Origin of the sequence: Streptomyces sp. NPDC053560 (genome assembly GCF_044544605.1) — a bacterium.
Taxonomy (GTDB): Bacteria; Actinomycetota; Actinomycetes; order Streptomycetales; family Streptomycetaceae; genus Streptomyces.
In genome coordinates, this window is the sequence record NZ_JBITXI010000003.1 from 367,884 (window position 1) to 385,413 (window position 17,530).

General features: G+C 70.4%; 14 protein-coding genes. 5 read left to right on the forward strand and 9 right to left on the reverse strand.

What is annotated here, in order from left to right:
- Positions 1 to 406 precede the first annotated feature (406 nt).
- On the forward strand, positions 407 to 1,918 hold the full coding sequence (locus ACIGQF_RS08560) for a cellulase family glycosylhydrolase (protein WP_399707178.1): 1,512 nt from the start codon (positions 407 to 409) through the stop codon (positions 1,916 to 1,918).
- Between the two features lie 43 nt (positions 1,919 to 1,961).
- Here the strand turns inward: ACIGQF_RS08560 and ACIGQF_RS08565 are convergent, their stop codons facing one another.
- Positions 1,962 to 2,348 carry an FGGY-family carbohydrate kinase gene (locus ACIGQF_RS08565; RefSeq protein WP_399707633.1) on the reverse strand — a complete coding sequence of 129 codons (387 nt, stop codon included), beginning with the start codon at positions 2,346 to 2,348 and terminating at the stop codon, positions 1,962 to 1,964.
- Between the two features lie 178 nt (positions 2,349 to 2,526).
- Here ACIGQF_RS08565 and ACIGQF_RS08570 point away from each other — a divergent pair, with 178 nt between their 5' ends.
- On the forward strand, positions 2,527 to 2,952 hold the full coding sequence (locus ACIGQF_RS08570) for a pyridoxamine 5'-phosphate oxidase family protein (protein WP_399707180.1): 426 nt from the start codon (positions 2,527 to 2,529) through the stop codon (positions 2,950 to 2,952).
- 16 nt (positions 2,953 to 2,968) lie between these two features.
- Here the strand turns inward: ACIGQF_RS08570 and ACIGQF_RS08575 are convergent, their stop codons facing one another.
- From ACIGQF_RS08575 to ACIGQF_RS08610, 8 genes are all read right to left on the reverse strand, one after another.
- Positions 2,969 to 3,574, reverse strand: coding sequence for a DNA-binding response regulator (locus tag ACIGQF_RS08575; protein WP_399707182.1), 606 nt, complete (start codon positions 3,572 to 3,574; stop codon positions 2,969 to 2,971).
- Positions 3,571 to 4,806, reverse strand: a complete 1,236-nt coding sequence (locus ACIGQF_RS08580; protein ID WP_399707184.1) for a sensor histidine kinase — start codon at positions 4,804 to 4,806, stop codon at positions 3,571 to 3,573. The genes ACIGQF_RS08575 and ACIGQF_RS08580 overlap by 4 nt, the downstream gene beginning before the upstream one ends.
- Positions 4,807 to 4,838: 32 nt before the next feature.
- The gene (locus tag ACIGQF_RS08585) at positions 4,839 to 5,681 is read right to left on the reverse strand and encodes an ABC transporter permease (protein ID WP_399707186.1); all 843 of its coding nucleotides are present in this window, start codon (positions 5,679 to 5,681) and stop codon (positions 4,839 to 4,841) included.
- Positions 5,678 to 6,607, reverse strand: coding sequence for an ABC transporter ATP-binding protein (locus ACIGQF_RS08590; protein ID WP_399707188.1), 930 nt, complete (start codon positions 6,605 to 6,607; stop codon positions 5,678 to 5,680). Before ACIGQF_RS08590 ends, ACIGQF_RS08585 begins: the two co-directional genes overlap by 4 nt.
- Positions 6,608 to 6,750: 143 nt before the next feature.
- Positions 6,751 to 8,274, reverse strand: a complete 1,524-nt coding sequence (locus tag ACIGQF_RS08595) for a GMC family oxidoreductase (protein ID WP_399707190.1) — start codon at positions 8,272 to 8,274, stop codon at positions 6,751 to 6,753.
- Between the two features lie 104 nt (positions 8,275 to 8,378).
- Positions 8,379 to 9,155 (reverse strand): PIG-L family deacetylase, encoded by a 777-nt coding sequence (locus ACIGQF_RS08600; protein WP_399707192.1) that lies wholly within the window; start codon positions 9,153 to 9,155, stop codon positions 8,379 to 8,381.
- A gap of 106 nt (positions 9,156 to 9,261) precedes the next feature.
- Complete coding sequence (locus ACIGQF_RS08605) at positions 9,262 to 9,885, reverse strand: hypothetical protein (RefSeq protein ID WP_399707194.1); 624 nt, start codon at positions 9,883 to 9,885, stop codon at positions 9,262 to 9,264.
- A 92-nt stretch (positions 9,886 to 9,977) separates the two neighbouring features.
- A complete protein-coding gene (locus ACIGQF_RS08610; RefSeq protein ID WP_399707196.1) occupies positions 9,978 to 13,637 on the reverse strand; it encodes a discoidin domain-containing protein in 3,660 nt (1,219 codons plus the stop codon).
- 367 nt (positions 13,638 to 14,004) lie between these two features.
- Here ACIGQF_RS08610 and ACIGQF_RS08615 point away from each other — a divergent pair, with 367 nt between their 5' ends.
- From ACIGQF_RS08615 to ACIGQF_RS08625, 3 genes are all read left to right on the forward strand, one after another.
- A complete protein-coding gene (locus ACIGQF_RS08615) occupies positions 14,005 to 15,024 on the forward strand; it encodes a LacI family DNA-binding transcriptional regulator (RefSeq protein WP_399707198.1) in 1,020 nt (339 codons plus the stop codon).
- Positions 15,025 to 15,193: 169 nt separating this feature from the next.
- Positions 15,194 to 16,546 carry an extracellular solute-binding protein gene (locus tag ACIGQF_RS08620; RefSeq protein WP_399707199.1) on the forward strand — a complete coding sequence of 451 codons (1,353 nt, stop codon included), beginning with the start codon at positions 15,194 to 15,196 and terminating at the stop codon, positions 16,544 to 16,546.
- Between the two features lie 7 nt (positions 16,547 to 16,553).
- Positions 16,554 to 17,528, forward strand: a complete 975-nt coding sequence (locus ACIGQF_RS08625) for a carbohydrate ABC transporter permease (RefSeq protein ID WP_399707201.1) — start codon at positions 16,554 to 16,556, stop codon at positions 17,526 to 17,528.
- Positions 17,529 to 17,530: the final 2 nt, after the last annotated feature.

The window sequence follows — 17,530 nt, forward strand, 5'->3', positions numbered from 1 at the left end:
GCGAGCGAGCGATCTTCGGGCGGCAGCGAATTTGTATACCAAGAGGCTGGAGGGCGACAAGGGATTCAGCGCCTCGGACCAGCGGGAGACGCGAGAATGCCCCGGTAGGAGGCGAAATTGGAGTACAGGCGGGCCGGAGATCACCCCACGGCCATCCGGAACACAGGCGGTGAATTGATCGTCGGTATACAAATGGTCTGCGCGCTTGGCGCCGGCACCGGCGCGAGGACCTCGGAGCACCCCGTCCTCCTCCTCGACCAGGCTGTTGCGGATGCAGTCGTGGATACGTCCAAGCGCCTCCTCGCCCCCTGACGTTGCCCTCTTGCCGCCCGCCTCCCCGGGCGCCAGGATGCGGAGTCCCGGTGAGCCCTCGGGCCACTCGCCGACCGCCCGCATCGGAGGCCGCATGTGTCTGCGCCGCGCCGTCCCGCCCCTGCTCGCCTTCCTCCTCGCCTTCGGTACGGCCCTGACCCCGCAGACTCCGGCATTCGGCACGGGCCTGACCCCCGATGCCCCTCCATCGGCCGAGGCAGCGGCGGGGAAGGCCGGAGCGACGGCGGTCGCCGCGCCCGCCGGCACGGTCACCACATCGGACGGCCGCACCCGGCTCACCGACCGGCAGGGCCGCGCCCTCTCGCTGCGCGGCCTCAACCTCGGCAAGACCGACACCATCACGGAGCAGCGCGTCGCCCGCCTGGCAGCCGAAGGGTTCACGCTGCTGCGGCTCAACATCCAGTGGGAGAAGGTGGAGCCGGCGCGGGGCCGTTACGACACCGCCTACCTCCGCTACCTCGACCGCGTGCTCGGCTGGGCCGACCGGCACGGCGTGCTGGTGCTCGTGGACTGGCACCAGGACGTGTTCGGCCCGGCATTCGGACACAACGGCATCCCCGCCTGGGCCACGCGCACCGACGGTCTGCCCTTCGAGCCCAACCCCGACGACTGGTTCTCCGACTACTTCCAGCCGGCCGTCCAGGCCGCCTTCACCCACCTCTACGACGACCCTGACCTGCGTGCCGCGCAGGTCAGGGCGTACGCCCGGGTCGCCGCGACGCTGCGCGGCCACCGCTCGCTGCTGGGCTACGACCTGTTCAACGAGCCCTTCGGCCCGGTCCCCGGCGACCCGACCGACCCGGCGAACCAGCTGGCCGCCTCCGTCGCCCTCGAACAGGACCGGCTCCCGGCGATGTACCGCCGCCTGATCCGGGCCGTACGTTCCGTCGACCACCAGGCGTGGCTGTTCGTCGAGCCGACCGTCCTGGTCGGCCAGGGCGTCCCGACCAGCCTGCCCGGCTTCGCCGATCCGCGGCCCGGGGCCGACCGCATCGGTTACGCCCCGCACTTCTACGACACGGCGGTGGAGTCCGGGCAGGACTGGGATCCGTTCGGTGGATTCATCGAGAAGTACGAGGCGGCCATCGCCGCCTACCCGGCCGCGCACCGGCTGCCCGTGCTGGTGGGCGAGTGGGGCCCGCCCCGGGCCACCACGCCCGGCAACGCGGAACTGATCCAACGTCAGGTCGCCTCGATGCCGAGCTTCGCCTCGGGATGGGCCATGTGGTACGACTGCGACGCCACCGGGGGCGGCGGCTACTGCGTGCGCGACGCCGACGGCAGCCCGGCACCGGGCAAGGAGCCGGCGTTCGCCCCGTACGCCCGGGCCGTCGCGGGCACCCCGGGCCCCGAGTCGTACTCCCCCGCGACCGGCACGTACCGCCTCCGCCTCACCGCCAACCGGACGACGCACCGTGCATGGACCGACATCACCCTGCCGGCCACCGCCTACCCGCACGGCGCCCGGGTCTCCGTCGAGCACACCCCGAACGCCGTGGTCCGGATCGCAAACGGATTCGCCCGAGTCCGACTCCCCTCCACCCGCCCCGGCACGTCCATCACGATCACCGTGACCCGCCGCTAGCTCCGCCGGTCGGCGACGGCAGCGGGGCTGGAATCGAGCGGCGCTAGCCGGTGACGTCCCACGTCTCCCGGTAGACCGGGTCCGTGTGGTCCTGGATTCGGCGGTACGCCTTGCCCAGGCGGGTGTAGAGGGCGTGGTTTGCGGGATCGGGGGTGAAGACCTTTCCGGGGCGCGCCATCGCGTCTCTTGCGTCGTCGAAGGTGGCGTGGGTGCCCGTGCCGACGGCCGCGCACATCGCGGCGCCGAGGCCGGCCGCGTCGTTCACCTCGGCGCGGTGGGCCGGGACGCCGAACACGTCGGCGAAGATCTGCATCATCAGGTCGGAGCTCGATCCGCCGCCGGAGAACAGGGTGTGTGTCCAGGCGGTGCCCTTGCGGTGGGGGGCTTCGGTGGGGGCGAGCCAGCCCAGAGCGGTCAGCAGGCCTCGCAGCCGGGCGGTACCTCGGCGGCCTTGGCGTTCAGGTGTTCCTCGACCGACAGACCCGCCGCGCGGGCGCCGGTCGCCCTACGCGGCCCGCGGCGTGCCGCCACCCGTTTGTGGCGGATTGACGGGACTCTGTGGATACGTCGAGAGTCGTTCGTACGTGGCGAGCCGTTGAGGAGATGCCGTGGCGTTGAGTCGTGAAGAGCGTGAGCAGTTTCTGGCCGAGCCGTATGTCGGTGCACTTTCCGTGGCGGCCGAGGAGGGGCGGGCGCCGCTCACCGTGCCGATCTGGTACCACTACGAGCCGGGCGGCGAGCTCTGGATCCTGACCGGGAGGGATTCGCGCAAGGCCCGGCTCATCGACGTTGCCGGCCGCTTCACAATGATGGCGGACCGCGTGGAACCCACCGTCCGGTACGTCTCCGTCGAAGGGCCCGTCACGGCGGTGGATCCCGGCACCCGTGAGGACCATCTCACGCTTGCCTCCCGGTACCTGCCCAGGGAGAAGGCCGAGGCGTTCGTGAATTTCGCGGAGCGGGAGCTGGGGCCGCAGGTGCTCATTCGTATGCGTCCGCAGCGCTGGGTCAGTGCCGACATGGGCGCGGCCTGAGAGGGTCGGCGAGCCGTCACAGCCACCCGCGTTCGCGGGCGAGGCGTGCGGCCACGTGGCGGTTCTCGGCGCCGATTTTGGTGACGGCGGCGGAGAGATGGTTGCGGACGGTGCCGGCGGACAGCATGGCGCGGGCGGCGATGTCGGCAACGGGGGTACCCTCCTCGGCCATCGCGAGGAGTTCGGCCTCGCGGGGCGTCAGGGGCGAATCGCCGGCGGCGATGGCGTCGGCGGCCAGCTCCTGGTCGACGTAGCGGCCGCCGGTGTGCACGGTACGGATGATCTGCGCCAGTTGCTGCGCGGAGACGGTCTTCGGTACGAACCCGCGGACGCCTGCGCTGAGGGCGCGCTTGAGGGCGTTGGCTCCCGCGTGGCTGGTGACGATCATCGTGGCGCAGTCGGGCAGGTCCTGCCGCAGCCGGTCGGCGACGGTGATGCCGTCGCCGCGAGGCATCTGCAGGTCCAGTACGGCGACATCGGGCCGGTGGGCCCGGGCCATGGCCAGCGCCTCGTCGCCCGAGCCCGCCTCGGCGACCACCGCGATGTCGTCCTCCAGGGCGAGCAGGGAGGCGAGGGCGCCCCGGATGAGGTGCTCGTCCTCGGCGAGCAACACCCTGATCATGCTTCTTCCTCCCACGGGGCGGTCACGGGGACGGTCACGGTCAGGCGGAACACTCCTCCGGAGCGCGTCTGCGTCGTGAGTGTGCCGTTCAGTTCCACCAGTCGCTCCCTGAGCCCCGCGAGCCCGCTGCCACCGCCCTGACCGGCAGCATCGCCTTCATCCGTACCGTCGTTCTCGATGACCAGCACCATCGTGCCGTCCGCACTCTCGCGCAAGGACACCTCGCACCGCGTGGCGCCCTGTGCGTGGCGCAGCACATTGGTGGTCGCCTCGCGCACCACCCACCCCAGCGCCGACTGGATCTCGGCCGGCAGGCGCGCGGCGGGCCCGTCCTCGATGCGGCAGGGAATGCCCGCCGCATCGAGGACGGAGCGCGCGCCGACGAGTTCGGTGTGCAGGTCGACCATGCGATAGCCGCGTACGACCGAGCGGATCTCGCGCTGGGAGTCCTGGGCGATGCGCTGCACCTCGACCATCTGGTCGACGGCCTCGGGCTTGCCGCGCCGGGCGAGCTGCACCGCCAGTTCGCTCTTGAGCGCGACCACGGCGAGGTTGCGGCCGAGTACGTCGTGCAGATCGCGTCCAAAACGCAGCCGCTCCTCGGCCACCGCCAGACGCGCCTGCGTCACGCGGGCGGCGGCCAGCTCGTCCACCAGATGTACGCTCCAGCCGGTGACCCGGTACGCCAGTGCCGTGAAGGGCACCGTGAACGCGGAGGCGCCCACCGCGAGGGCCAGCGATTCGCCCCGCACCCCGATCGCGGCCACCGCGATCAGCGTCGCTGCGGCCACTGTCGCCACCAGGAGCACCCCGCCGCGCAGGCCGAGCGCCAACAGGGGCGGCCCGGAGTAGAACATCAGCAGCCACAGCACGTACGGCGCCAGGTCGCCGCCGTCGATCCGGCCGCTCACCTCCAGCCAGCACCCCACGGCGACCGTCACGACTGTCACGCCCGTGTACAGGCCGACCAGCGGATACGGGCGCCGGACGAGTCCGAGGTAGTGGCGCATGCCCACCCTGCACAACACGGCCTGGAGCCACACGTGCGCCGCGGCCAGGACCGCCACCACGGCCAGCGACGGTCCGTCGGCCCTCGACCCGACGAGCCAGAACACCCACAGCGCGGCCTCGAAGACGGCGAAGGAGGTGATGGAGCCCAGCGCGTAGCGGCGGTAGCGGGCGGGGCCGTTCGCTCCGCCGAAACGCTCCACCCAGTGCTGCACGCTGGTCACGGCCGGGCCCGTCGTCGCGGGGCGCCGGGAACTCAACGCCGCGGCTCCCAGCGGAAGAAGCGGCGTACGCCCAGAGCCGCCACGCCGATCCAGGCCAGGGCGGTCAGGATGAGTCGGAGCTGGTCCATGCCGCCAAGATCTCCTGTCCAGCCGCCGCGCAGCAAGTCCATCACCGGAGTGAACGGCAGCCACGCGCTGACCTGCGCGGCGATGTCGGGCAGCACGTCGCGCGGCAGGAACAACCCCGAGCCGGCCATGCTGACCAGCATGAACGGCAGGAACGTCAGCTGGGCGCTCTCGGCCGTACGGGTGAAGGCGGCGGTGAGTGCGGCGCCGACCACGAGCAGGACGATACCGAGGATCAGGCCGAGGGCCGCCAGGTGCCAGGCGGCCGGTGCGGGCGCGTCCAGCAGCACGGTGAGTCCGACGCCGAGCAGAACACACTGCACCAGGGCCAGCAGAACGGCGGGCAGCGCGCCACCGGTCAGGATCTCCGCGTCACGGACCTCGCCGGTACGCAACCGCTTGAGGACCAGGCCCTCGCGGCGGGTGACGTATACACCGACGAGGTTGGTGTAGAGGGCGAAGAACAGGGCCATGCCGAGCGTGCCGGGCAGCAGCACGGTCGCGATCGACAGGCCGGTGTTGTCCAGGTTGAGGCTCTTGACCATGCCGCGCATCGAGAAGGCGAGGGTGCCGGGCAGGATCAGCGCGGTGACCAGGGAGGCCCTGCTGCGCAGCAGCAGTGTCAGTTCGCCGCGGCCCAGGGCGGCCATCCGGGCCGCGGTGCCGCGGTGCGGGCCTCGTGTGGTGGTGGCCGGGGGCGGGCTCGTGGCGGGGGTCGGCGGCGTCAGGGTGCCGGAGGTGTGGGTCATCGGCTCGTCTCCTCGTCGTTCAGGCCCTTGGCGATCTCCATGAAGGCTTCCTCCAGCGACGCGGAGCGCGCGTCGAGGCCGTACAGTTCCACACCCTGCTCGCGGGCCCAGCACAACAGCTCCGTGGTGGTGCGCTGCAGATCGAAGGTCTCCAGGCGCATGCGCTGCCCGGAGATGTCGTGGGCCGTGACGCCGATGGTGGCGAGCGGCGGCAGGTCGCCCGGGAAGCGGCCCCACGGCAGCTCGAAGCTGATCCGGGAAGGCCGTTGTGACACTACGTCAGCGACGCTCCCGGTGGTGGCGATCCGCCCCGCATGCATGATCGCGAGCCGGTCGGCCAGCTGCTCGGCCTCCTCCAGGTAGTGCGTGGTCAGCAGCACGGTGGTGCCCTGGCGCTTCAGTTCGCCGATCAGGTTCCAGGTGTCGTGGCGGGACTGGGCGTCCAGGCCGGTGGTCGGCTCGTCGAGGAAGAGCACCTCGGGCCGGCCCAGCAGCGCCAGCGCGAGGTCGAGGCGCCGGCGCTCACCGCCGGAGAGCTGCTTGACGCGTACCGTGCGCCGCTCGCCCAGGCGGGTCAGTGCCAGCGCCTCGTCCACCGGACGGGCGCCACTGGTGCACCCCGCCCACATGCGCAGGGTCTCCGCGACGGTCAGCTCGGTGGGAAACCCGCCCTCCTGGAGCATCACCCCGATCCGCGGCCGCACCGCGGCGCGGTCGGCATGCGGGTCGCGGCCCAGCACCCGTACGGTTCCCGCGGTGGGCGCGGCCTGGCCCTCAAGGACCTCCAGGGTCGAGGTCTTCCCGGCGCCATTGGTCCCCAGCAGGGCGAACAGCTCGCCGCGCGCGACCGAGACGTCGATGCCGCGCACCGCGTCGAAGCCCTGGTAGCTCCGTCGCAGGCCGGCTGCTTCGATGACTGTGTCCATGCCCTCAACCTTGGCGGCGATCGGGCGCCCCGCCCCGTGTGGTCTGTCACGACCGTGCATGACAGATGTCATGCACGGTCGCCCGGCCCCCGCGGACACTGGACCCGAATACGGGGTCAGGGTGCACGTCGACCGGGCACCGGTCAGGTCGCGGCGATGAGCAGGTCGGAGGCCTTCTCGCCAACCATGATGGTCGGAGCGTTGGTGTTGCCGGACGGGACGGACGGCATGATCGAGGCGTCCGCCACGCGGAGCCCCTGAACGCCGCGGACACGCAGCTCGGGGTCGACCACGGCGAGGGAGTCCTGGCCCATCCGGCAGGTGCCGACCTGGTGGTGGTACGTGCCGACCGCCCGCCGCACGAACTCCCGCAGGTCGTCCCGCGTGCGGGCCTCCGGCCCCGGGGCCAGCTCCGCCTTGCGCCAGGCGTCGAAGGCGCGCTGGCCGCCGATCTCCCGGCACAGCTCCACCGCGTCGACCATCGCTTCGAGGTCGTACCGCTCGGCGAGGATGTTCGGGTCGACCAGCGGGGCGGATTCCGGGTCGGCCGAGGCGAGCCGCAGCGTACCGCGGGACAGCGGCCGGACGATGCCCGGGGCGATGGTGTACCCGTGTTCCGGTACCGGGTACGACTCGGCCGGGTAGACCAGGTGCAGGAACACCGGCTGCAGGTCGGGGCCCGGGCGGCGCGGATCGGTGGCGGTGAACAGCTGGCTCTCCAGCAGGTTCGCCCGTCCCGGCGGCAGCGGGCGGGACGCCTCGTACACGTTGCTGACGAGAAGGTGGTCGTGCAGGTTCTCGCCGACGCCCGGCAGGTCGACGGCGACGTCGATGCCGACCTCGCGCAGGTGCGCCGCGGGGCCGATGCCGGACAGTAGCAGGGTCTGCGCCGAACCGATGACTCCGCCGCTGAGTACGACCTCGGCGGCGGCGTACGCACGGTGCAGGGCTCCCCCGGCGGCGTACTCCACGCCGATCGCGCGGCCGTCCTCCAGCAACACGCGATGCACGTGGGCGCCGGTGGTGACGGTCAGCCGGGGATCGTCCCGCACCGGTACGGCGAAGCTCTGCCAGGCGCTCATGCGGCGGCCGTCGCGGATGGTCGCGTGGTTGAACCCGACGCCGGTCATCGTGTCGCCGTTGAAGTCGTCCGTCCGCTCGTGCCCGAGGGCGACGGCGGCCTCGACGAACGCGGCCGCGGCAGGGTGCGGTTCGGCGATCCTGCTGACGGGCAGGGGGCCGCCCTTGCCGTGCCACGCGCTCGCGCCGTCGACGTGGTCCTCGGACCGCTTGAACAGGGGCAGCACGCTGCCCCAGTCCCAGCCGGGGCATCCCTCGTAGGCCCAGGCGTCGTAGTCGCTGCGGTGTCCGCGGATGTAGATCATGCCGTTGAGCGAACTCGATCCGCCGAGCACCTTGCCGCGGGGCCAGTACAACGGCCGGTTGTTCGCCTGCTTCTGAGGCACGGTCATCACCGCCCAGTCCAGCGGCGACTGAAGCAGCTGCGGCCAGCCCTGCGGACTGTGCACCCGCTCGTCACTGTCGACCGGCCCGGCCTCCAGTACGTGCACCGAGTGGCCGGCGTCCAGCAGCCTCCGGACGACCACACTGCCGGCCGATCCGGCTCCCACCACGACGAAATCGTGCTCAATACGTGGCTCCACCATGACGGTCTCCTCCCGCAACATCATTCACACTGCGGGAGAACCGTATGAGCCTTGGAAGCACACGACCAGCAGGCAAGCGCCCGGGCAGCCCCCAACGCACCCTCTCAGCTGGTCAATTCCGTCTGGCCCACCACCGCGGTACCAGCAAAGGAGGTGTGGCGGATGTACCACTCCGTCCCCAACAACCGCTCCTGCAGTTCTGGTTGAAGACCGGCGATCATTCCCGGCGCGGCTCCCCGCTCCACCTCGGAACGATGCGCCAGCACAGCCGCGACCTTCCGTTCCAGCCAGGGGCCGACGTCCACGGTCGCGGTGATCTGTTCGTCCGGGACGCTGTACAGCACCTCGCGGCCACCGATCACGTCGCGCAGCGCGGACACGGCCGAGTGCGGGTGCGTGGCCAGGTACAGGGCACGCGGCTGCCACGGAGCGCCGGCGTCCGGGTACATCTGCTCAAGCCCGGCGGCCTGGGTGGCGAGCACGGTCACTCGATGGGTGTGCACATGATCCGGGTGGCCGGGCAGCCCGCCGTAGGCATCGTGCGTGACCACGATGTCCGGGCGGAATTCCCGGATGTGCACCACCAACCGCCGCACGGCCTCGTCGAGCGGCGCATCGCAGAACCGCTGGCATCCCGGGGCCGACGGCGGAAAACGCGCGTCGGCGTAGCCGAGCATCCGCGGCTCACCCGCACCGAGAATCCGCAGCGCCTCGGCCAGCTCCGCGGCCCGCCAGGTATCCGCGGCCCAGGTCGCCGTGACCACACCGGTACGCGCCCCCGCAGCAGCATGCCGGGCCAGCACCCCGCCCGCCGACAACGACTCGTCATCCGGATGACCAAAGACCGCCAGCAGACTCGGCACGGGCTCGGGCAGGGCCATGGACACATCACCTTCCGATGCACGGGGAGCCCGATGGTACGCCCCGGGACTGAGCAGCTACTGACCACGGCTCGGGCCGGCTCGGCGACCGGTTCGGTCGCGGGCATTACGGCAGCCCCACCAGGCCACAGCCCCGGCGGGCTGTCTCGGTGATGACGGCGCCCCATTCGGTGACGAGTGCGGTGAAGGCCTCGAAGGTGTCCGGGCGGCCGGCCCAGCCCTCGCATTCCGCCGTGAAGGGCCCGCGGAGTTCATCCAGGCGTGGCGCTGCCCACTGCCAGGCGCGGGCCTTCGCGGGTGCCGCGTCCGGCGGGCAGATGAGGAGGGTCGGGGGGTGCCGGTGGTCGGTGATGGGCGGGAAGAATCCTCCGGCACCGGTCAGCGTGGGGTCTTCGGCCGGGTCCCGGTCCCAGATCAGGCCGTTCAAGAAGCGGTCCATCTGCTCGCGCAGGGACGTGTCGGCGAGCGGTCGCATGTCGGCCCAGGCGTCGCCTGCGCGGGAATGCCACTTGTAGGCGCCGGAGGTGCAGAAGAAGCGGTACTCGGCGCACCAGGCCACGTCTTCGCCCGGGTGGCGGACCCAGCCCTTGGTGGTGCCGTAGGTCAGGTAGTACGTGTCGTCGAGCTCCGGCGGCCAGATTCCGTCCTCCAGCGCTTCGATGCGCTTCCCGACGGGGGTCTCGCGCAGCCTTTCCCAGTCGGCCACGACCACGGTGAGGTCCAGTCCCATGGCGGCAGGATATGCCGCCATGGGACTGGACCAGGACGATGGGACGGACAGGCCGCCCCGGCGGTGACGCGCCGGGGCGGCCCCGTGGCGCGCTACTCTCGGGTGATCTTGAAGGTGCTGGTGGTGTTCTTCACGTCCTGCACGTTGTCCGTCAGGCGCAGGTTGCGGAAGACGGCCTCGCCGACCGCCGGGCCCTGGCCCGGCTCCGGCATTTCGTTGGCCCAGATGCCGACGCCGGACTTGGTGTCGAACTCGTCACCGCTCTTGTGAGCCCCGGAGATCGAGACGTCGGTCAGGATGGTGTCCTTGACCGGGAACTGCGGCTGGCCTCCCACGTAGTTGGTCTGGAACATGATGCCGTGGTACGTCGGGTCGACGATGTCCACGTCGGTGACCCGGATGCCCTGGAACACCTTCGAGGCGGAGAAGAGCCAGATGCCGGGGAAGGTCTGCTGACCCCAGAAGTGGCCGCCGGACCGTTCGATCGTGATGTTCTCCAGGTTGGTGGGGTCGGTGCCGAAGCCGTTCATCGGGTAGCCGAAGTCCAGCGAGGAGATCGTGATGCCCGAGTAGACGAGGGTGTCGGCGATCCGGATGTTGCGGAAGGTGTTGTGGTAGCCGCCGTAGACGGCGATGCCCGCGGCCCGCCAGGTCAGCAGCGAGGTGAGGTTCTCGTAGACGTTGTTCTTCTCGTCCGCGCCGCCGGCGTCGATGGCCGAGAAGAGCGCGAAGCTGTCGTCACCGGTGGCCCGGGCCTCGCTGTTGGACACGACGTTGTCGGTGCTGCCGTTGGTCATGTTGACGCCGTCCGCGAAGGTGTTGCGGATGCGGGCGTTCTTGATGGTCATGCGGTCGGTGTTGGCGCCCCAGTAGAGGCAGACCATGTGCTCGGCCCAGATATTGTCGATGGTGATGTCGGAGACGTTGGAGAAGTCGAAGACCTTGCCGGGGCCGTCGATGCGCGAAGTGTAGTTGCCGAAGTACGCGAAGCCGGAGAAGACGGAGCCCTTCGCGGTGGCGTCGGCACGGAATCCGATGTCGGTGTTGGATTGCGAGGAGGGGGCACGGAAGCGGGTGAACCAGGGACCCGCACCGACCACCTTCACCGCCTTGCCGTACACCTGGAACTTGCTGGACGTCTCATAGTCACCGGGCGGCAGGTAGACGCCGACCAGCTTGCCGGTGGTGTCCATGCGTACCTTGTCCAGGGCGTTCTGCACGTCCTGGTGGCTGAAGCCGGCCGGTGCCACGTACGCCGCCGGGTCGGGGTTGGGGGCGGCGGTGACCTGCTCCAGGTCGATGAAGTCGATCGCGTACTTGGAGGTGTTGGCCGCGTCCTTCTGCAACCGGATCTTGGCGCCGGCCGGGACGGTCTCGCCCAGCAGGAGCTGCGCCTCGTCGTAGATGTGCCGCGGGCCGCCGGCGCCGGGGTCGTTGCCGGGCCCGGTCTCCGCGCCGTACAACCAGGCGTACTTGGAGGTCAGCGAAATGGCCTTGCGGAAGGTGCCGTTGACGTAGACGTTCAGCGTCGCGTCGGTCCCGCCGCCGCCCGGTGCGTCCGGGATGGAGAAGCGGGTGACGAGGCTGTTGGTGGCGGCCTTGGTGGTGAACTCGACGTACTCACCGGTGTTGTTCAGGGTCACCGCCTTGCGCCCGGACGCCTCACCCGCGAGGTCGCCGACCTTGCGGTTGGGGCCGACGGACTTGGCTCCGCCGCCGAGCACACCGTCCTCGGCCTCGTACGTCTCGTACGGCATCGAGGCACCGCGGCCGACGAACAGTGGCTTGGTGCTGCTGTTGTTCTCCCGCTTGGCCGGGATCTCGTTGGCGTCGTCGGCGACCGTGGCCTTGACGGTGTACTTGCCGTTCGCGGCCGTCCAGGTGCCGAGCTTGACCGGCTCGGTGGTGCCGCCCGCCGCGATGGTGCCGCTGTAGGCGCCGGTCAGTGTCTTGACCGTGGTGCCCGCCCCGTTGACGACCGACAGGGTGATGCCGTGGCTGCCACTCGCCGAGGGCTGGGTGCCCTGGTTCTTCAGGGTGACGGAGAAGGCCACGCTGTCGTCGGCGGACGGGGCGCTGGGCGACCAGGTCACCGCGGAGGCGATCAGGTCGGAGCTGGCGACCGGCTTGACGGTGAGCGGGGTCGGGCTGGTGTAGTCGTTGTTCCCCTCGTTCTCCTCGATGACGGTGTTGGCCGGGTCGACGGAGGCGCTGAGGGGGTAGGTGCCCGACGCGCGCGTACCGATGTTCTTGGTGACCGTCTTCGACTCGCCCGCGGCCAGCGCGCCGACGGAGGCGGTACCGGCTTTGTCCCCACCGAGCTGGAAGGCGACATCGGTGGCGGTGGAGGCCTGCGTCCCGCGGTTGCGTACGGTGGCGCCGAGGGTGATCGCGTCCGACTCGACCGGGGACTGCGGTGACGCGGTCAGCTGGGTGACCTCCAGGTCCGGGTTGGGCGCGGGGACGCCCATGACCTGGAACTCCGCCACCTGGCCGCCCGGGGCACCGGAGTTGGCGGTGAACCTCAGCTGCACATCGGCGATCCTGGCGGTCACCGGGATGTTGATGCTGTTGCCGCCGCTGGCCGGGTTGAAGGTGTAGTCCTTCGCGGCGACCAGGCTGGTGAAGCCACTGGCCTTCTGCTCGCGGCCCAGCACCTCGATGCGCTGGGTGCGGGTGGACCAGATGCTGTCGGGGTTGAGCTTGACGACGACGGAGCTGACGTCGGCGTTGGCACCGAGCTTCACTCCGAGGGTGGTCGGGTAGCTGCCCGGCGCGCCTTCCCAGTACGTGCTCGTCTGTCCGTCGTTGGCGTTCTTCGCGACGTAGGTCTGGGTGTAGGAGGAGGCGGTGACCTCCTTGCCCACGGCGAGGTTGGTGGCCTGGGCGGCGCGGGTCCCGTCCTTGCGTGCCGGCGACCGGCGCTCGGTAGCGGCCGGTGCGGTGGCCTTGGCGCGGCCCTTCTTGCGGGTCACGGCCCGGCTGTCGGGCGACTGGTTGCCGGCGGCGTCGCGGGCACGGACGGTGTACGTCACGGCGGCGCCGGCCGGGTCGGTGTCGGTGTACGCGGTCACCGTGCCCGGCAGGCTGGTGCGCAGCCGGCCGTCCGCGTACACGTCGTACGCGGTGACCTTCTTGTCGTCCGTCGCCCGCGGCCAGGTGAGGGTGGTGTGGCCGGGGCGCGAGGCAGCGGCCAGGGAGAGTCCGCCAGGTGCGGACGGGGGCCGGTTGTCGCCGCCCGCCGGGCCGCGCACTTCGAGTTCCGCGAGTCTGCCCCCGCTGGGCAGCAGGACGCGGACGTAACGCGTCGCGGTGGTACCGAGGGTGAACGTGACGGAGCGCTTGCCACTGCCGCCGAGCCGGTGTCGCTGTACTTGGGTCAGGTCGGTGAAGTCCTTGCCGTTGGTGCTGCCCTGCAGTGTGAAGGCCTGAGCCGGGGCAGAACCGTTGCCGGGCAGCCGCAGGGTCACCTGGTCGAGGCGTCGGGTGGCGCCGAGGTCGGCCTGCACCCACTGCGGGCGCTTGCTCTTCGCGCTCTGCCAGTACGTCGACGGATCGCCGTCGAGGGCCTGCGCGGCGCCGTGACCTTGCTGCGCACTGCTCGCCTTGGCCTTCGTGCCTTTCGCGACGTTCGGTGCGGGGGCCGCGGTGGCCGCCGGCAACGGCAGGGCGGTCACCAGCAGTCCGGTGGCGAGGAGGGCGACGGCGCGCCGTCTGCCCCGGTGTGGTCGTGGCAGGTGTGGTCGTGACATGGATCCCCGATCTTCTGCCTCGCACGCGCCCGGCGGCGAGGGAGCGGCTCTGGTGGGGCTCCGCTACGGAGGTACGGAGCCGGGTCTTGCAGAAGCCTCAAGCGATCATCTGCTCAGTTCTTGCATTTAGCGGCTGGAGAATCCCAGACAATTGTCGAGTGGTCTACGTCCCTGACTGACTTTCTTTCCCTTGCGCACGCGGTTCGGCGCGGTGCTGAACCAGCGTTCACGCCAACTCCGCTGGCCAGAGCGGAATTGGTACGGACCGATACGTCGGCACAACTCATCTGCCCCTCGCCGCGCGGGCTTTCATCGCCTTGCGTACGGGGAGCAAACGGCTTGCATCTCTTGCGATAGCGTTGCGGACATGACGCGACGACTTGCTCAGGTTGCCAAGAAGGTCGGGGTCAGCGAGGCCACTGTCAGCCGGGTCCTGAACGGCAAGCCCGGGGTCTCCGAAGCCACCCGCCAATCGGTGCTGTCCGCCCTCGATGTGCTCGGTTACGAGCGGCCGACCCAGCTGCGCGGCGAGCGGGCCCGGCTGGTCGGGCTGGTCCTGCCCGAACTGCAGAACCCGATCTTCCCGGCGTTCGCCGAGGTCATCGGCGGGGCGCTGGCGCAGCAGGGCCTGACACCGGTGCTGTGCACGCAGACCAAGGGCGGCGTATCCGAGGCGGACTACGTCGACCTGCTGCTGCAACAGCAGGTGTCCGGCGTGGTCTTCGCCGGCGGGCTCTACGCCCAGGCCAACGCGCCGCACGAGCACTACGAGCAGCTCGCCGAGCGCAAGATCCCGGTGGTGCTCGTCAACGCGGCCATCGACGACCTGGGCTTCCCGTGCGTCTCCTGCGACGACGCGGTCGCCGTCGAACAGGCCTGGCGGCACCTCGACTCCCTGGGGCACGAGCGCATCGGGCTTGTGCTGGGCCCCGACGACCACATGCCCTCGCGCCGCAAGCTGGCGATGGCGCGGGCGGCGGCCGCCGCGGCCGGGCGGTCCCTCCCCGACGAGTACGTGGCACGGGCGATGTTCTCCCTGGAGGGCGGCCAGGCCGCGGCCAACCGCCTGCTGGAGCGCGGAGTCACCGGCATCGTCTGCGCCAGCGACCCGCTCGCCCTCGGGGCGGTGCGCGCTGCCCGGCGCCGCAAGCTCGACGTACCGGCGGACGTGTCCGTGGTCGGCTACGACGACTCGGCGTTCATGAGCTGCACCGAACCCCCGCTGACCACGGTGCGCCAGCCCATCGAGGCGATGGGCCGGGCCGCGGTGGACCTGCTCTGCGCGCAGATCCAGGGCGGTGCCGTATCGCAGGAGGAGCTGCTGTTCGAGCCCGAGTTGGTCGTGCGCGGGTCCACGGGTCAGGCCGCGCGGAAGCGCACCGCATAGCCACAACGGCGGGCCCGTGCTGGGTACTTCGGAAGCAGACCCCGCCTCTGTCAATTTTTTACGGACTCTGCTCGACATATTGCGGCCGACCGTCGGCGGTGGTTGAGTGTGCGCGCCGCACAGCCCTCTGCTGTGCGCTTCCCGCACTCCTGCCGTAAGGGGTCCACCGATGAGACGTTCCGGGTTCCGTCGTGCCTGCACTGCCGCAACTGCCACCGCGCTCGCGCTCACCGGGGTCGCCGCCTGCGGCTCCGGTGGTGCGGAGGCCACGGACGGCCGGACGCGCATCACGGTGAACTGCTGGCCGCAGCCGAGCGCGAAGATCGACCACAAGCGCTTCGACGAGGACGTGAAGACCTTCGAGAAGCAGCACCCGGACATCGATGTCGTCGCCCACGACGCGTTCCCGTGCCAGGACCCCAAGACCTTCGACGCCAAGCTGGCCGGCGGCCAGATGGAAGACGTCTTCTACACCTACTTCACCGACACCCGGCACGTCGTCGGCATCAACCAGGCCGCCGACCTCACGCCCTACCTCAAGGGCCTCAAGGGCTACCAGGACATCCAGCAGGCGCTGCGCGACGCGTACACCGTGGACGGAAAGGTGTACGGCATCCCGCGCACCAACTACTCGATGGGCCTGCTCTACAACCGCACGCTGTTCAAGAAGGCCGGCCTGGACCCGGACAAGCCGCCGGCCACCTGGGCGGAGGTCCGCACCGCAGCCAAGAAGATCGCCGGACTCGGCGGCGGCACGGTCGGCTACGCCGACTACAGCGCGCAGAACCAGGGCGGCTGGCACTTCACCGCCGAGATCTACTCCCAGGGCGGCAACGTCGTCAGCGCCGATGGCAAGAAGGCCGCCGTCGACAGCCCCGAGGGCCGGGCGGTGCTGCAGAACCTCAAGGAGATGCGCTGGAAGGACCGCTCCATGGGGTCCAAGCAGCTGCTCATCATCAACGACACGCTGCAGATGATGGGTTCGGGCAAGCTCGGCATGTACCTCGCGGCGCCCGACAACGTACCGCGCATCGTCAAGGAAGCGGGCGGCGACTACAAGGACCTCGCCTTCGCACCGATGCCCGGCGGCAAGGGCACACTCATCGGCGGCGACGGCTACATGTTCAACGAGAAGGCCACTCCGGCCCAGATCAAGGCCGGTCTGAAGTGGCTGGAGTGGACCTTCCTCACCCCCGGCAACGGATACCTGAACAACTACGCGCGGCTGGCGAAGGACGGCTCCCCGGTGGGCCTGCCCGAACCGCGGCTGTTCACCGGCGCCACCGACGCCACGGACCAGCAGCTGAAGAAGAAGTCGGCCAACGTCCCGGTCGGGAACTACGCGAGCTTCGTGGCCGGCAACCAGAAGCTCGACATGAAGCTGGAGCCGCCGAAGGCACAGCAGATCTACACCGTGCTGGACGGCGCCGTCTCCGCGGTCCTCACCAAGGAGGACTCCGACGTCGACCAGCTGCTCAAGGACGCTCAGTCGAAGATCGACGGCATCCTGGCCCGGGGCTGACACCGCCATGTCGACCGTCTCTCCCCACACAGCCCCGCTTCCTGCCGCCCCGCCACCCGCAAGGAGCGCCGCGCCCGCACCGCGGAAAGCCCCCGCCGGCCCCCGGCGCCCGCTCCGCCGCCGGCTCGCCGACCAGGCCAGCGCGTACGCCTTCCTCCTCGGCGGCCTGCTCTGCTTCGCGCTGTTCTCCTGGTACCCGGCGCTCCGCTCGGTGGTCATCGCCTTCCAGAAGTACACTCCGGGCGCCGACCCGGAGTGGGTGGGCACCGCCAACTTCACCCGGGTGTTCCAGGACCCGGAGTTCGGCGCGGCCTGGCGCAACACCGCCACGTTCACCGTGCTCGCGCTGCTGATCGGCTTCGCCGTGCCGTTCGTCATGGCACTGGTCATCAACGAACTCCGGCACGCCCGCGCCTTCTTCAGAGTCGTCGTCTATCTCCCCGTGGTGATCCCGCCGGTGGTCAGCTCCCTGCTGTGGAAGTGGTTCTACGACCCCGGCGCCGGCCTGGCCAACGAGGCGCTGCGCTTTCTGCACCTGCCCACCTCGAACTGGTCCAACGGCGCCGACACCGCGCTCGTCTCCCTGGTGCTCGTCGCCACCTGGGCCAACCTCGGCGGCACGGTGCTGATCTACCTGGCCGCTCTGCAGAACATCCCCGGCGAGCTGTACGAGGCGGCGGAGCTGGACGGCGCGAGCGTGTGGCAGCGGGTCCGCCACGTCACCGTCCCGCAGACCCGCTTCGTCATCCTCATGCTGATGCTGCTCCAGATCATCGCCACGATGCAGGTCTTCACGGAGCCCTTCGTCATCACCGGCGGCGGCCCGGAGAACTCCACCGTCACCATCCTCTACCTCATCTACAAGTACGCCTTCCTCTACAACGACTTCGGCGGCGCCTGCGCGCTCAGCGTCATGCTGCTGCTCCTCCTCGGCGCGTTCTCCGCCCTCTACCTGCGGTTGACCCGCACCGACGACCGATAAGG

Coding starts and splice junctions, on each gene's coding strand:
- ACIGQF_RS08600 (WP_399707192.1), bottom strand. CDS start 9,155: ATGGCCCTGCCCGAGCCCGTGCCGAGTCTGCTGGCGGTCTTTGGTCAT.
- ACIGQF_RS08605 (WP_399707194.1), bottom strand. CDS start 9,885: ATGGGACTGGACCTCACCGTGGTCGTGGCCGACTGGGAAAGGCTGCGC.
- ACIGQF_RS08590 (WP_399707188.1), bottom strand. CDS start 6,607: ATGGACACAGTCATCGAAGCAGCCGGCCTGCGACGGAGCTACCAGGGC.
- ACIGQF_RS08620 (WP_399707199.1), top strand. CDS start 15,194: ATGAGACGTTCCGGGTTCCGTCGTGCCTGCACTGCCGCAACTGCCACC.
- ACIGQF_RS08625 (WP_399707201.1), top strand. CDS start 16,554: ATGTCGACCGTCTCTCCCCACACAGCCCCGCTTCCTGCCGCCCCGCCA.
- ACIGQF_RS08585 (WP_399707186.1), bottom strand. CDS start 5,681: ATGACCCACACCTCCGGCACCCTGACGCCGCCGACCCCCGCCACGAGC.
- ACIGQF_RS08595 (WP_399707190.1), bottom strand. CDS start 8,274: ATGGTGGAGCCACGTATTGAGCACGATTTCGTCGTGGTGGGAGCCGGA.
- ACIGQF_RS08560 (WP_399707178.1), top strand. CDS start 407: ATGTGTCTGCGCCGCGCCGTCCCGCCCCTGCTCGCCTTCCTCCTCGCC.
- ACIGQF_RS08615 (WP_399707198.1), top strand. CDS start 14,005: ATGACGCGACGACTTGCTCAGGTTGCCAAGAAGGTCGGGGTCAGCGAG.
- ACIGQF_RS08610 (WP_399707196.1), bottom strand. CDS start 13,637: ATGTCACGACCACACCTGCCACGACCACACCGGGGCAGACGGCGCGCC.
- ACIGQF_RS08575 (WP_399707182.1), bottom strand. CDS start 3,574: ATGATCAGGGTGTTGCTCGCCGAGGACGAGCACCTCATCCGGGGCGCC.